This is a genomic window from Phocaeicola fibrisolvens (assembly GCF_025567125.1).
In the GTDB taxonomy this organism is placed as follows: domain Bacteria; phylum Bacteroidota; class Bacteroidia; order Bacteroidales; family Bacteroidaceae; genus Phocaeicola; species Phocaeicola fibrisolvens.
In genome coordinates, this window is the sequence record NZ_JAOQJI010000045.1 from 1 (window position 1) to 15,384 (window position 15,384).

Here is a 15,384-nt window from a genome sequence, read left to right on the forward strand (position 1 = left end):
TTTAAATCTTATAATTCAGCACTATAAATTTAATACTTTTATCGCTATGTTTCTAATTATCACTGAAATATATTTATTACTATTTCGAACTCACGTTATTTAGGATTTCTAATTACTGAACGTTGTTTGCCTTTTTCATCGTAAAAGTTTTTTATCTCATATCCATCATTTTCCCAATTAATAATATAGTCCTGATTACCATACCACTTTCTAAATCCTCCGCCTTTGTTACATGGGAACCATTTTAGCCCGGATCGAGCCGCTGACGCGGCATTTTCGAAGCCGAAGCCGCATAGGCTTCGGCTGACCTCAAACCAAAGGCGGAGAAATCTCGCATTGTCAGCAGTTGCTAGCCCCTGTGTTGGGCTGCAAACTGCTGACAATGCGAGATTTGATGTAAATATTCTTAAAATATTGGGTGAAGCCCAATATCCAATAGGGCATCCCGGAATTTTCTCGAAGTTAGATTGAAATACATTTTGGTAATATACCTTAGAGGTATGTTCCCTTAATGCTCGCAGGAACATATCTTTCTTATCAGTACAATTCTTGCCATCAACCAGCCGGAAATAAACGCCACCTTCATCAGATTTATGCTTGGCAATTACGAATGCCGTATTCTGAACTACTTCACCACTCAATTCATCAAATGTTCGAGGTCCCAAGTGAAGCATATTTTCAATATGATAATTATTAAGCAAAGTATTACGAAGTTTTTCGAACGAAGAGAGGAACATCCAGCTTTGCATATTAATCATGCCATATTTTCCATTAGCTACAAGTCGGTCTATAGACAACATCATAAATGTGGAGAATAAATCGGCTTTCCCCTCTTCGTAGTTTTTCTTTACATACTTGCTCAGCACCTCATTCATACTACCTGCACCCATATAAGGCGGATTCATCACCAATGCATGATACTTTTCCGTCAAGGCCAGAATCAGTTCAAATGCAGAAAGTTGGGTACGAATAGCCTCCGGTATAAAGTCCTGATTGTGCCAATATTCTACCGTCTGTTTCACCAGCAGCCGGGTACTATCGCTAAGCTCAAATTTCATGATAGAGCCTAACGAATCCGCGTGCTGCATCAAGTCGAAGCAAGCGATGAGTTCATTGACGTGAGTCTGATCTTCCTGTCCCAAAAAGAAATGAGGAAGGAATTCTCTGACCAGCCCATTCTTTTCTTCATTCCAAGGCTTCGGCATGGCCAATACATGAGGCAAGCAATGAGCGTCGGCAAATGAAACATCCTTCTGGCAAGCTTTCAGCAAGAGGGCAAAAGTGGTTAATTGCTTGGCACGATTGTCAATGTCTATTCCGGTCAAGTTATGCTTAAAGATATTCTCTATGGCTTCTCCACGGCCATAGCCTTCGGCAATATAAAGATCGTAGAGCAAATCAAAACACTCATTCAGAATATGGCCTGAACCACAGGCTAAATCGGCTACTTTCAAGTCAGTCAGTTCCTCGTATCTTAAAATGTTTTCTGCCGGGGTATTTTCAGAAGGTTCTACCAGGTATTGCCATTTCTTCTGTAACGCCGTTTCGTATGGATTGTTGTCGAGGTAGATACGGCCCACCGTATTCTGCACCATATACTTCACAATCCAGTTAGGGGTAAATATTTGCGTAGCGGCAGGAATCTCGTCTGCCTCGAACTTGCCTTTCTTGGCAAATACTTCATCCTTACGTTCTGAGATATAGAACTGGTAAAGCCAGCCTATCAGTTCCGGTGATTGAAAATCCTCATCAGTAATGAATTCCGTATGATTGAGCATGTCCACAAAGCCACCTTCTGTCAGAATATTGTTCGGCAGAAGCAGCTCGGTATAGTCGGCCATAGAGCCGAAACACTGGTTGATGATGGGATTGTCATGACACCACGCGGTTATGAGCAGGGCAAACTGTTCGGTTACCTTCGTGTCATCGTCAAGTAACTCTATGACGCGCTGACGAAGATCTTCTTTCATCGGAGGAAGGTGGCCTTGGCGGGCTTGGTCCACAATAACCGGTGTACGTGCGGCATCGGCATACTGGAGTACAGGAGAACAGAGATTGTTCTTCTGCAAGATGCGAATGGCACACAGCCGGTTGAACCAGGTATAGGCAGCTTCTTCGTACACTTCATTGATACCTTTCTGCTGTACACGATTGAAGAGGGACATCCACTGATGGTAGAATCCTTCTGTATATAATTTTCCGTTCCAAAGTGTACCTCCCTGCATAAGTTGCGGTCGGTGTTCTTCGGCCACATTCCCTTTCCGGTCGAAACCAAGGGTCATAATCTTGGCAGCGATGCCGGTTTTCAATATGTTGCGTGCTTCGGTGGCGAAGCGTTTAATCTTATTGGTGTCCATATATCTTTCGTTATCTTTTTGAGCTAATTATCCCAAATAGCTTTCAAGTCATTCTGTAACATTTCAATTTCATCATATCCTGTGGTATGCAATCCTTTATCAAGAATGTCTGTCCTGAAAGCAATGCCCGTTCCTTTGCACAGCAGGGTCCCGATGTGCAGTATCAGCTTATACAGTTGGTGACCTTGAATGTGCAAGTAGGCATTTTCCGGAATTAAAATTCCATTTGGATTGGCCGGTTCTTCTGTCAGTCCACCTGTTGCGGCTTCAAACAGGGACTGAACGGTTTTCAGATATGCTTTGCCGTTATCTGCTAAATCAGCACGTTTAGGTTGCAGAGGAATACAGGCATTGAATTTCGATACATTCCACAACTGATTGAGACGGCTGTCTGCCCCGTACCGAATCAGATACAACAACGGCTTATAAACGATTCTCGAAAACGACGTAAGAAAAGCCTGCATGTCAAAATCAGTTTCAGGTTGTATCAGCTTCATGCGTTCATTGAGATGAGAGGCTTCGCATAAGTGATTCTCCCACGAATAGGCATAGGTCTGAGCAATGAAATTCTTTGCTGAAAATTCAGTCTCACCTCTTAACAAACGCAAATCACTGTCTATGCAGATAAAGAAACGCGCAGTAAGGTAAGGTCTGAATTTCAGACATTGCTCACATCCGCGGGTGTCTTTACCGTCATCACTTTTGCTGAAATACAGGTAGCGGTAACGTCCCGGCTTAATGGTTTGAAGTTGATAGTCCCAAAATGTCTCATCTTCCTCGTCTTCCAGATGTATCACGGCTTGATAACGTCCTGTCAGGGCAAGATTCCGATAAAACTTGGCTTGTTTCTCTATCCAATTGATTCCTTCCATACGCCGTGTTACTTTGTGATTTGTTCCATATACCAGACTTTATCTCCCCATCCATCTCCGAACAGGGCAGGGGAATGAGTCGTAATGAAAAACTGAGCGTTGGGATTGAAACGAACCAACAGGTTGATGAGTTCAAACTGCCAGTCTATATCCAGTGAGTTTTCCGGCTCGTCTATCAGAACGATAGATTCACGTTTGCCCAATAAAAATACACGGAGCAGAATCAGCAGTACCTGCATCTCTCCGGAAGAAAGCGCTCCCACGGGTAGCGTACCGTTATCAGTAATCACAGAAAATTTGCTTCCCTCTATCTCTATCCGTTTGCGGGTTAAAGCGAACAAGCCGTTGACTGTTTTCTGAAAATCAGCAATCTGTGCTTTTAATTCTTCCTGTTTCTCAGCAGAACTGTCTATCATGGACATACGAAGATTCATCAGTGAAGGACCGGTTTTCATGTCATAGATGAAATACTCCAAATCTTGCGCTAATGCCGTAGCTGTTTTCCGCTTATCTCGCATGGCAATATTATCAATGGAAGGCAGATAAACAATGTATTCACTTTGTCCATGGTTATCCGCCACCAGTGACTCGTAGAGGTTTTTCAGAAACGTGGTTTTCCCACTTCCATTTACCCCCATTATAATGTTGACATCGGGATGGGCCGGGAACTGGACCTTCTGTTTATTCCAAAGGTCGATATTTACTTCCGATATTCTTGACAGTGACATATATTCTAAGGTTTTAGGATTGCTGTTATTTGATAATCATTACTCCATCGTGGTCGACAAGCAGACGCTCCAATTGCTGACGCAGTCCGTCCAGATAGCGTTCGATGTCTTCTGCATTCGTAATAGGCAGTTGGGTCTTGGTCTGCAGTGAGGCCTGACGGATTCTCTTTTCCTGTTCCGGTAATGTTGGAGGAGTATACGACATGATTCTCTCTACCTGTTCCTGATAGAAGGCATCGGTATTGACATTGTTCTGCAACACCAGAATATTGGTCGGAGAGGTCTTAAGTTGAATCGTCGCTTCACGGTCGGACAATACACTCACAGGCACATGTTGCTGCTCTGCCACCTGCTTGAGATAGTCGAATATATCATTGTAGGCCGCTTTGATTTTCTCACGCAAACGGTTTCGTACATCATCCAAGATTTCTGAAAGCTGGTTCATCAGCTTGATGTAGTTACGGAATGTCTTTCCGATAGGCCATGGGTCCTCCTTCACTTTACAGAATTCACCGACAGCTCCCTGCTGCTCCATAGGTACAAACGGGAAGTTGTAGATATTGTCATCTGCAAACTGAATGAGCTGTTTGTAGGTAGAAAGCTGGTCGTGCGTGAATTGCACCACTTCCTTGCATTTGTCGGTAAGAGTCTTGGCTTCATCCTTTGACGCGATGAGAAGGTTGAAGAATTTCAACGGATCACGCTCATCAAGCCATGATTCAAAGAGTTCAACAGCCTGGCGGATTGGCCCGGAAAAAGGATAGGTGATTATCTGTTGTTCGATATCCTTATAACCTTTGACTAATCTGGCAAGACTGCGCTCACTTTCCATGTCACGGCAAGCACGGAACAGTTGGGTGCTGTCGGTAGTGGATGGAGCGGAAGATATGCCAAATATATCTTTCCAGGCTGCAATGAAATTCTGAATGACCTGTGGCGAAATAACTTGTGCCTGACGGAGTGTAAACTTGTTGCTTTCGTTCACAATGCGGTTGGCTACAGTCGTTATTTCTACGTTCGGATTGTTCGCATAAGAATAGTCGCGGTTGTGACGACGTACCAGTTCATTGATGACATAGAGGGTACAGATATTGTCCCATCCGTATGGCGCTTTTGAGAACTTGGCAAGCACATCCGATACGTTCACCTCTGCAAACTGCTTGTTCAGGTAGATTTCCACTTCGTGTTCTGCATCAGTAAGAGCAGCGTTCATGCCTTCATATTCCCCTGCTTCAATATTGCGCAGAATGGCCTTCTTCAACTGTTCCGTAGTACGGGGAATGTTTGGAGAATCCACCAGGTTTGCTTTCGTGTAAATTCCTGCCAGATGTTTCTCGATGGCTGCACGGTAACGGTCGTTTCCTTTCTTTTGTCCCAGTTCCGTTTCGTCAATCACACTCAGTCCCGAAACAATGGGGCAAGTGTCAAGAATCTTCTCAAATTCTTTTTTGATAAGTCCTTCGTAGAGTTCCTCAGCCCGTTTGGCAAATTCTTTGCGGGTGTTGGCATTGTCCTCGTTGGGAACAGGGGTAGCCATGTAGCGTTCCGCCTGACAGTACCAGTAGAAGGCGTTGTATAAACGTCTGTTCTCACGATACTGCGGGCCTACATAATAGACCATCCGGTTGGCATTACTATTTTGCAAGGCAAGTTGCTCGGCGGTATCATAGTCCGGGTCCATCACAAATTCCACCATCACATCCGGATTGTTGCTCAGGAAAGTACGTTGTTTGATGGTCAGCCCTACCGAAAAGCTGCGGGTTTTGTATTGCTCCTTATTACGGAGGGCTGTGATATATTTATTGAAAATATCCTTCAGCTGCTCGGCCTGTGTATTGTTGTCCACCACCTGGCTTTGAATGAGTTGTGCCACCTTCATCTCTTCCTCGCTGTAGAAAGTGAACGTGTCTGGTGCGCCCTGCTTGCCTTGCTCGCGGCGGATGATGTTGTTATCGCAAAGAAACTCCACAATTTTCTCCACCTCATTCTTGATGGTTAGACGGGGCGTTTCCATATTGTTTACCAGAAGTGAAGTCACATTATCCACGGTAGCCGGGAAAAGTAACTGGTCGGTCTGCGAAATATTGCAAATCATGAAGAGTACGTTGGCCACACGAACAGCCAGACGGGTCTTTTCGGGCTTGTCTGTCTGGTAAGTGCGTGCCATGCGGAGGGCATTGTCCACGGCCTTCTGTCCACGAGCCTGCAAGCCTTCCTCGAACATGTTGTTATAGAGTTCATCAAAAGAAATGAACTTACCCAACTCAGCCTCGGCATTGGCTTTGGCTGTAGAGTGAATCACCTTGATGATGCTTCGCTCATTTCCCTTTACTTCTTTGGCTACATAGCCTAAATTCAGGAAAGAGTTGAATACCTGCATAATCAATTTGAACTGATAAGGCACAAAAGGGTAGTAGTCTACAAAATCTTCCTGAGAATCATAACTGCTGTATGAATTAGGAAGTTTGAACTGAAGGTCAAAACCGGCTCTATATTTATTGTATAAGTCAGCCAGCACAGGCTTTACTTCTTCCTTCTTGTCGAGGATACGCTTCTGCGTAATTACTTCCGGTTGTGTTCCCTTGAGCGACACTTTTACTTCGAAACGCCCCTTGATTTTACCTTCTTTGTCTTTCTCTTCGGCTATATGGCAATCGTCCATAATCTCCGAAAGGTCTTGCTGTGCGGTACAAGCTACCCAGACTTTGTTGTCACATGCTTCGGACAGTTTTGTGATGATTTCCTGAAGGTTGAGATAACGGTCGCGTTCCTTGTTGATGAACTGTGAAACTTCATCGGCAAGGAAAATCAAGCGGTAGTCATCGCCTTTGTCTTTCAAATAAGTCGCCAGTTCCAAACCAAAACGGTCGATGCTCATGTTCGTGTCACGCTTGATGATACGTTCGCGGATACTATCGACAGAGAGTGTAGGGGCCAGTTCTTTGGCGATGCCAAGCACCCAATCGAGTTCATTATCAATCAAATCGGCTGCCATACCCGGATCATTCCAATCGCCACCTTCTTCGGCAATGCGTTGCTTGAAAGCCTCAAACACACCTTTTTCTTCCAAGGGCTTTTCCAGATTCTGGGCTAGCGTAATGTTGAACTTATTAAAGCCACGTTTGCCATTGAACTCGTTCCAGAAGACATGAAGGAAAGCCTTCTTTTTGTCGGTGGAGTTGTCGTAACTGGTTTCCAGATTGAAAATGCAAGTATCGATGGTGGCACGCTTCATCCAGTTGGCTATGGATGCCAGCTGTTCATAGTCGAACCCCAGATTATGCTTTTCATCAAGGGGGTCGATGGCCTTGACAGCTTCCAGTAAACGGGAAAAAGCTTCGTCACGGGTAGACGGAGTGATGCAATAGTCAAGGTATTTCAAAAAATGAGATTTTCCTGATCCGTAGTAACCGTCAATCCAGATACCTACGTGGTCGTATGGCCGGTTATTCTTTACCGCATCGAGAATACGGAAAAGGCCGTTGATAATCTCATCGGTGAACACGTATTCCTGTATTTCCACACGTTCTGTTTCCGGGTCAAACTTGGTGGCACTTACGGCAGGATTGACTGCACGGTCGATGGGCTTGCTATATAGTTCTTTCAGTTTCATGGGTTATTCAATATTTAAGATTTTAGCACGGTAGGTATGATTATCGGGAAGGGTGTCAAACAACCGGAAAGAGTTCTGGTCACGATGACCTGGATAAAACACGATAATCTTATATTTCTCCGTCTCGTTGTAATCTTCATAAAGAGCAAGAAACTCATTGACTCTCAAATAGGGATACATACTGCCGATACCGTACATGAAAACGTACGGGCGACGATACTGGTCCTTAATGGTGATATGGTCAATGATACGTTGATGAATAAACCGGACAAACTCTGGAGAATGTGCGTTACGGGTAAGCGTATCCTGTGTATTTTTTGCAGTAGACGGATCGCGCTGTTCTTTCTCCATCAAATATTTCAACATGGACGGATGACGCAGGAACTTCTTCTGGTCCAAGAAGTGACAAAACTCCTCAAACAGGTTCAACGTAAGCACATCCACATAGTTGATGGGGCGGATAAGATTCGCTTTAAACTCCTGTATCTGTCTGCGGATATCGTATTCCTTGTCTGCCGGATATTGGTAAATAAAAAAATTATAACACAAGTCTCCATTTTCCGGGTCCTGAAAACCGGGACTGTTCAGTTTGTCATCAAGCTCTTTTAGGGTCATAATAGGGTTTTCTTTATGTTTTCTATTTCGTAGGGTTGCAACAGACAGGCTTCAAGAAACCAGGATGCACCTTTGGCCAAATAATAGCTGAAGTTGCTGCAACCGAGTGCGTTCAAATGGCTCTCCCGGTCCAGCATACCGACTTTTCGGAGAATGGTCAGATAAGCACTTGCCACCCGATCTTTGGTATTGTCACTCCAGGAATCAACAAACTCATCTTTCGCTGAGATTTCATTTAACTCCATCATGAGGTCCTCTTTTTTTACACTTCTGGAAATGCTGTTCCATTTTTTCATGGTCACATTGACATGAAAATCAAAGCATATTTTATAGGTCTTCAAGATCACATAGAAAAGGGCGGCTACCTTGTCAGAATCATTCATTTCCAGGAAGTCATTCCAGAAATAGGCCGGCATCGCTTCATAGCGGCGTTTGATTTCAAGAATGGCTTTTGCACGTGAACGTTCAGCATTTATTTGCAACAGATGGTTGTTCACCTTCTCCTCATTCAGCAGTTCGTCGCTATTGGTTGCTTGCAATAAAGGTAGAAGTGTGACGGTTTCTTCAAATAGAAAACCTCCCCCCGTTATGGCTGCTGTATATGGACTGTTTTTTTTATTCATTTTATGTTAGCATGTTTGAGCCATCCGTTCGTTGTTTGCTCTTCTGCAAAACGACTTGAAGGCGATTCAAAATTTTGTTTCCCCTATATTTATATATAAGGTCATATATTTCAACAAAAATAATGTTTTTATTCGAGGTATCATTCTGAGACTAGGATTAAAAAGGCAATTCGCTTAAAAAAGTGTATTCCTAGATTCTTCTATTCATTCGTTCCGCACCCGACCGATGGCAATTATAGTTCTACTTAAGAATGATCATCCATCAAAATCTATATGTTCAATCACTTTCAAAGATACAAAAATATTCCTTCCGACAAGAAAAATCCTCCTCCAAACGGTCGTTTCCCCGCTTTTCACGATAATTTTTGTAACAAGATGTTTTTTGATTATCTCATTGGAAATGGAAACATTACTTTCTGAAAAGGCCGAATGAAAAGGCTGCACTCTCACCGGACACATACATCTCAGAGGAGTATTGCAGCTTTCCACCGTAAAGTGGCATAGATACCTGTGAGTGACATACGCTTAGAGAATAAAGTTAAATGATTGAAGATCTTCTACCATCTTTCTTTGAATTTCATTCTCATTCCAAGGCACGCCATAAATCAAAGCCAACCTTTTAATCGCTTTAATGCCACGTTCCTTTAACTCAGATGAAATAGCACCGGTTATTTTTATTTGCGCAAAGGCGGTAGCATAAGTAACCATATCACTTTGAATCATATCCATTTCCTTATCCATTGCCATTTTCATCACTTCGTTGGCATCAAGTGTATCGACAGGAATATACTCCATACCCCAATCTTGTTCTATCAACTTTCGTGGGAAAGCGGAATAATCAAAATTGGGATTTTTCCTGACGACTTCAAATATGCAAATCAACGTATCATGTCCTTCATCACTTCCGAACGGAGCATCTTCATCGCCTCCCGAATAATATATTTCGTCGTTAAAATGTTCGGAAAATCTCGGATGTGATGTTTTGGGATTAAGACCATATTCCTCACTGTCAATATACAGCCGGTTCAGGAAATTAAAGTTTTCGTCTTCCACATATCCTTTTTTTATCTTTGAACGGATTAACTTCTCGGCTTCCTTTTGGCAGTCTTCTGTGGTGTCAAATTCCTTTAATTCAAATTTTCCTATGCTACCGTATTTTCCATAATTTACAGCAAAACTACAATCACTATAATCTATCCACCAAAATTTGTTGGATTTTTCATCTTTGTATACAAAGGCTCTTTTCATATTGTTTCTGTTTCAATTGTTGCTAATATGACGCTGACAACGAAATTACGCAGTTATTTTTCAAGTAAAGTGCATCTGTTATTATTGATAACGCGGCATATATGCTCGCAAACAAAGATATAAAATTATTGCTAACCAATACAATACGAGTCATCTATTCCATGAAAAAAATCATTTTTTGTAGTTGTTCTACCCACGGATAAGTCGCGTGTATAATATTCACAGAAAGCTATCATCTTGTTCTTCAGTTTTGTAGCTTTCTTCCGAATGCGGAAAATACAAAAACGGACGAGAGGGAAGTCCAACGGGAACATTTACTGATTGCTAACCCCTGGGTATTTTCAGAACCGGCATATATCCGGTTTACATTATTTTTTCTGAATCTATCCGAAATCGGGCGAGTTCCTTTATCTTTGCGCCATGAATTACCTGGAACTGTTTGGAACCCTCGTGGGGTTAGTCTATCTGGCATTGGAGTATCGCGCCAGCATCTACTTGTGGCCGGTGTCCATCATCATGCCGGCCATCTATCTGGTGGTATATTATCAGGCCGGACTGTATGCCGATTTCGGAATCAATGTCTACTACCTGCTTGCTTCGGCGTACGGCTGGATGGCCTGGAGCCGAAGCAAGAGAAAGACAGACCCGGCGCAGCCAGTAGCGGAACTGCCCATCACTTCCATGCCGCGCAAGGTGTATCTGCCCCTGACGGTCGTGTTTGCGGTGTGCTGGCTGGCCATCACGTGGATACTGATTGAGTGGACCGACAGCAATGTGCCTTGGACCGACAGCTTCACCACGGCCCTGAGTGTGGTAGGGATGTGGATGCTGGCCCGCAAGTACGTGGAACAGTGGGGAGTATGGATGGTGGTCGACTGGGTGTGCTGCGGACTATACGTATATAAAGGATTGTATTTCACCGCGGTGCTTTACGGCGTGTATGCCGTAGTGGCCATTTTCGGATGGAGAAGATGGTGGGCAGCAATGAAGACCGAACCCCAAACTGAAAACGAATAATGAAGCAAGTTACATGGAACACAACGAATATAACATGTATTTATCAAAGGAGGAAAGGATGCGGGCCGTCCTGCCTTTTATGCCCGAAGCGGTAGTGGTGGGCAACGGCGATTTCCCTTCTCATCCGTTCCCGCTGGCCGTGCTGGACGCTTCGCCGTGCGTGGTGTGCTGCGACGGAGGGGCAGACGCATTAGTGGACAGCGGACGGGTGCCCGGTTGGATAGTGGGCGACGGCGATTCGCTCTCGGAAACGAACCGGGTGCGTTTTCACGACCGGATACACCGCATCTCCGAGCAGGAGACGAACGACCAGACGAAAGCGGTCATCTTTCTGGCTGCCAAGGGTATCCGGCGGATGGTTCTCGTGGGGGCTACGGGCAAGCGGGAAGACCATACCTTGGGAAACATCAGCCTGCTCATGGAATACCAGCAGATGGGGCTGGAGGTGGCGATGCTGACCGACTACGGGTCGTTTGTGCCTGCCGCAGATACGGAAAAGTTTGCGGGATTCCCTCGCCAGCAGGTATCTGTATTCAATGTGGATGCGGTACAGTTGCGGAGCGAAGGATTACGGTATCCGCTGTATGACTTCCAGAGCTGGTGGCAGGGAACGCTTAATGAAGTGATTGACAGTGAGTTTTGTATTTCAGCGAAGGGCCGTTACCTTGTATATCGCACTTATGAACCAAAGGCGTAAAAAAACGCCGAAGCGTTTTATCTGAAACGCAAAGGCGTTTTCGGGAACCATTCTTTTCCGTTGAGTTTTAAGTTAATAAATCATTAGCATTCTTGCTTTTCTCCCCAGAAAATACTAAATTACGACATCGTAGATTTTAAATGTAATGCCTATGAAAAAGTATGTAGCAGAATTAATCGGAACAATGGTTCTTGTACTGCTGGGATGCGGTAGCGCCGTATTCGCCGGGGGAGTAGCCGACACAGTGGGTGCCGGAGTAGGAACCATCGGAGTGGCTATGGCTTTCGGACTCTCTGTCATCGCCATGGCTTACACCATCGGAAACATATCCGGTTGCCACATCAATCCGGCCATCACGCTGGGAGTGTGGCTCTCGGGAGGTATGAAAACTAAACGGGCGCTGATGTACATGCTCTTTCAGGTGGTAGGCGCCATCCTCGGTTCGCTGATTCTGACCTTACTGGTATCGACCGGTGCGCACGGGGGACCTACGGCGACGGGCTCCAACAGTTTCGCACCCGATGCCATGGGACAGGCGTTCCTGGCGGAAGCCGTGTTTACCTTTATCTTTGTGCTGGTGGCCTTGGGGGCTACGGACGAGAAGAAGGGAGCCGGCAACTTGGCGGGACTGGCCATCGGACTGACGCTGATACTGATTCACATTGTATGTATTCCGATTACGGGTACTTCCGTGAATCCGGCCCGCAGCATCGGACCGGCCTTGATGGAAGGCGGACAGGCTATCGAACAGCTCTGGCTTTTCATCGTGGCTCCGTTTGTGGGAGCGGCTTTCAGTGCTCTTGTGTGGAAGTTCCTCCGCACGGAGAAATAAAGAAGAATCCTCGATAGCATGTCTTTTTCATTTAAAAAGCGTATCTTTGCAGCCGGTTTTTAAATAAAGGAAAAAGATATGCTATCGCACGGAATTTATTCTATCGTTTTACTGATTTTTTCGAACATCTTCATGACGTTTGCCTGGTACGGGCATTTGAAGATGCGTGAGGAGTTCAGCTGGTTTGCCGCACTGCCGCTCATCGGAGTGATTGCGTTCAGCTGGGCCATTGCCTTTTTTGAATATTGTTTGCAGGTACCGGCCAACCGACTGGGTTTCAAGGATAGTGGTGGACCTTTCGACATCATGCAGCTGAAAGTGATTCAGGAAGTGATTACGCTGACGGTCTTCACGATATTCTCCATGATTGCGTTCAAGATGGAATTGAAATGGAATCACCTGGCTGCCTTTTTCTGCCTGATTCTGGCTGTGTATTTCGTGTTCAAGAAATAAGCGGCGAGGTCAGTTCTGCTGGTCGCGCAAACGCTGGATTTCGCGCTGCACATCGTACTGGTTATTTCTGATTCGGTCTTTCCGCAAGAACTCTTTGCGCCGGATGGAGTCTTCGGCTTCTTTCCGACGAATGTACTCATACAAGTTTCCCGCATCCTCCTCCCGGGCTGGTTGCGGGTTTTTCTTTTTCTGTACTTCCAGGGTATCTGGCTTCGCTGCCGACTGGGTGGCCTTGACGGAGTCGGGCGTGGCATAGACGGGCAGGAGAGGAGCCCCCGAAAAGGCTGGCTGGAAGGAGAGTACGGTACGGGTGGTGTCGGCCTTGCGGGCAGCAGTGTAACGGTAGAAATTGGGTACCTTCAGGCTGTCGGCAGCAGTAGGTACGTAGTCGGCATACGTCTTCCAGGCGTTGGCATGCTTGCGGTTGTGGGCCAGCATGCGTCCGCGGGGAGACAGATTATCGTAGAGGAAACCGATAAAATCGAGTCCATCGATGCCGATTCCTACCCCGGCAGAACCTCCCACACTTTCATACATTCTTCCCGGAGAAGGCATCAGACTGCGTCCATAGTTTTCATCCCTGTAGACTTGGTTGGGATTCAGGGTCCAGGAGATTTCCCATTTCTTGGGACGTCCGGTCACCAGCACATCGTACACGGGGTCTTCTCCGAAACGGGTCCAGATGGTGTAGGGTTCCATGCGGACGTAGCCTTCGGGTTTCTTCACCTTGGTGGTATCAATCAGGCTGCGGGGCACTTTCAGGTCGACCTTGAAGTCCATCCATTTCTTGTTGAGCGGAGCCTCCAGGGGCTTGTTTTCCGGCTTGCTGGTCGGATTGAAATCAAATTGAATCATTTTCACGGCATCCATGTTGAGCTGCAGTTCTTTTTCCTGCTGCTGAGCCATGGCCGGAAGAATACCGGCTGCACATAGGAATAAAGTCAGTTTGGAGGATAAATGTGATGCGTAGTCCATGTCGTGTGCGTATTTATAGTCCTTTCACTCGTCCGCCCTGCATCCAGCATTTGCGGTAGTAGGGCTCTTCCAGCCGGCTGACGATGACGCCTGCGCTGCTGCTGGCGTGGATGAATTTTCCGTCTTTCAGGTAGATGCCTACGTGGTTGGCGGTCTTCTTGCGGCGTCCGTCGTGGAAGAACACTAGGTCGCCTTCCTGCAACTTGCGTTTGCTCACCTTGTGGCAGTCTTTCGTCCGTTGGGCTTCCGAGTTACGCTGCAGTTTTTTGTGGTACACTTTCTTGTAGACCGCCGCCGTGAAACCCGAACAGTCTGTTCCCCGGTGGGTACTTCCTCCGTGGCGGTAGGGCACGCCAATCCAGTCGGCTGCTTCTACGTAAAGACGGTGGTTGTCGTTGGCGTCAATGTCCATTTCCAAGCGTACAGCTGCACGCGCCAGCTCGCGGAAATCGTAACGAGGAGCACGGGTGCCACACGATGAAAACAAAAGTGTGCACACCAAAATTAGCATGCACACCGAAAAGCGAGTGAAGCGGTATTTGTACATATTGGTTATTTTGAACAAATGTACATAATATCTTCGTTACCTGGATAGGTACTTAGCGTATTTTAGAACCTGTTGAAGATTGTTTCATTTTATTCCTTCACCTCGAAATAGTCTTCCAGCTCTTTTCCTGCGGCACCGTCGGCATTGTCAAGGTCGCGAAGCAGGTGCCCCTGTTCCAGTAGCACAATACGGGTACTGAGGTCCACGGTGTGGCTCAGGTTGTGGCTGGACACAAGGATGGTGGCTTTATGTTCCTCGTAATAATGCTGGAGCAAGTGCTTGAGCAGCGACTGTGAAGTAGGGTCGAGGAAGTTGAACGGCTCGTCCAGAATGACGAGTTCCGGATTGTGAAGCAGGGCGGTGACGATACCCATCTTCTGCTTGTTCCCGGCAGAAAGGTTGCGGATGTATTTCTTTTCTTTCAGGATTTCATCGCCTAGAAAACGTTCATAGCGATGGATGCGCTCATGAAGGGTGGCGGCATCGAACCCATATATGTGCCCGCAAAACTGGAAATATTCTTCGGGGGTGAGGTAATCTATCAGAAAACTCTCGTCCATATAGGCTCCCACACGCAATTTCCAGTCTTCACTTTGTGATACGTCGATGCCATCCAGGCATACGCTTCCGCTGTCGGCCTTCAGCAAATCGAGCATCAGGCGGAAAAGCGTGGTCTTTCCGGCACCGTTGTTGCCCATCAGGCCCAGTATCTCGGGCGCTTGCAGGGTGTAGTCGGGAATATCGACGGCCGTCTTGCTGCCGTACGTTTTTTTCAAGTTCTGTATCTTGATTTCCATAAGGATTCAT

General features: G+C 45.9%; 14 protein-coding genes. 4 read left to right on the forward strand and 10 right to left on the reverse strand.

The features are described from left to right. Nucleotides 1-95: 95 nt before the first annotated feature. From pglX to OCV81_RS14600, 7 genes are all read right to left on the reverse strand, one after another. Entirely contained in the window at nt 96-2,357 is a 2,262-nt protein-coding gene (pglX, locus tag OCV81_RS14570) for a BREX-1 system adenine-specific DNA-methyltransferase PglX (RefSeq protein ID WP_262640382.1), read from the reverse strand. Nucleotides 2,358-2,380: 23 nt separating this feature from the next. Continuing rightward, nucleotides 2,381-3,229, reverse strand: a complete 849-nt coding sequence (locus OCV81_RS14575) for a DUF4435 domain-containing protein (RefSeq protein WP_148330683.1) — start codon at nt 3,227-3,229, stop codon at nt 2,381-2,383. An 8-nt stretch (nt 3,230-3,237) separates the two neighbouring features. Further along, entirely contained in the window at nt 3,238-3,957 is a 720-nt protein-coding gene (locus OCV81_RS14580; RefSeq protein WP_148330684.1) for an AAA family ATPase, read from the reverse strand. A 25-nt stretch (nt 3,958-3,982) separates the two neighbouring features. Then, nucleotides 3,983-7,570 carry a BREX system P-loop protein BrxC gene (gene brxC / locus OCV81_RS14585; protein ID WP_148330685.1) on the reverse strand — a complete coding sequence of 1,196 codons (3,588 nt, stop codon included), beginning with the start codon at nt 7,568-7,570 and terminating at the stop codon, nt 3,983-3,985. Nucleotides 7,571-7,573: 3 nt separating this feature from the next. Continuing rightward, on the reverse strand, nt 7,574-8,185 hold the full coding sequence (locus OCV81_RS14590) for a DUF1788 domain-containing protein (protein ID WP_148330686.1): 612 nt from the start codon (nt 8,183-8,185) through the stop codon (nt 7,574-7,576). Continuing rightward, a complete protein-coding gene (locus OCV81_RS14595) occupies nt 8,182-8,808 on the reverse strand; it encodes a BrxA family protein (RefSeq protein WP_148330687.1) in 627 nt (208 codons plus the stop codon). The genes OCV81_RS14590 and OCV81_RS14595 overlap by 4 nt, the downstream gene beginning before the upstream one ends. 525 nt (nt 8,809-9,333) lie before the next feature. Further along, on the reverse strand, nt 9,334-10,056 hold the full coding sequence (locus tag OCV81_RS14600; RefSeq protein WP_148330688.1) for a WGR domain-containing protein: 723 nt from the start codon (nt 10,054-10,056) through the stop codon (nt 9,334-9,336). A 420-nt stretch (nt 10,057-10,476) separates the two neighbouring features. On the opposite strand from OCV81_RS14600, the gene pnuC reads away from it, so the two are divergent. From pnuC to OCV81_RS14620, 4 genes are all read left to right on the forward strand, one after another. After that, nucleotides 10,477-11,073, forward strand: a complete 597-nt coding sequence (pnuC, locus tag OCV81_RS14605) for a nicotinamide riboside transporter PnuC (RefSeq protein ID WP_148330689.1) — start codon at nt 10,477-10,479, stop codon at nt 11,071-11,073. A gap of 58 nt (nt 11,074-11,131) precedes the next feature. After that, nucleotides 11,132-11,770, forward strand: a complete 639-nt coding sequence (locus OCV81_RS14610; protein ID WP_262640386.1) for a thiamine diphosphokinase — start codon at nt 11,132-11,134, stop codon at nt 11,768-11,770. Between the two features lie 151 nt (nt 11,771-11,921). Then, nucleotides 11,922-12,602: an MIP family channel protein gene (locus OCV81_RS14615; protein ID WP_148330691.1), complete on the forward strand. Its 681-nt coding sequence runs from the start codon at nt 11,922-11,924 to the stop codon at nt 12,600-12,602. Nucleotides 12,603-12,680: 78 nt separating this feature from the next. Beyond that, nucleotides 12,681-13,055, forward strand: a complete 375-nt coding sequence (locus tag OCV81_RS14620) for a DMT family protein (protein WP_022354575.1) — start codon at nt 12,681-12,683, stop codon at nt 13,053-13,055. Between the two features lie 9 nt (nt 13,056-13,064). On the opposite strand, the gene OCV81_RS14625 is transcribed toward OCV81_RS14620, so the two are convergent. The 3 genes from OCV81_RS14625 to OCV81_RS14635 form a co-directional block, all read right to left on the reverse strand. Beyond that, nucleotides 13,065-14,030: a DUF4858 domain-containing protein gene (locus OCV81_RS14625; protein WP_148330692.1), complete on the reverse strand. Its 966-nt coding sequence runs from the start codon at nt 14,028-14,030 to the stop codon at nt 13,065-13,067. A 13-nt stretch (nt 14,031-14,043) separates the two neighbouring features. Next, nucleotides 14,044-14,577, reverse strand: coding sequence for a C40 family peptidase (locus tag OCV81_RS14630; RefSeq protein WP_022354573.1), 534 nt, complete (start codon nt 14,575-14,577; stop codon nt 14,044-14,046). A gap of 89 nt (nt 14,578-14,666) precedes the next feature. Continuing rightward, on the reverse strand, nt 14,667-15,374 hold the full coding sequence (locus tag OCV81_RS14635) for an ABC transporter ATP-binding protein (protein WP_148330693.1): 708 nt from the start codon (nt 15,372-15,374) through the stop codon (nt 14,667-14,669). Nucleotides 15,375-15,384: the final 10 nt, after the last annotated feature.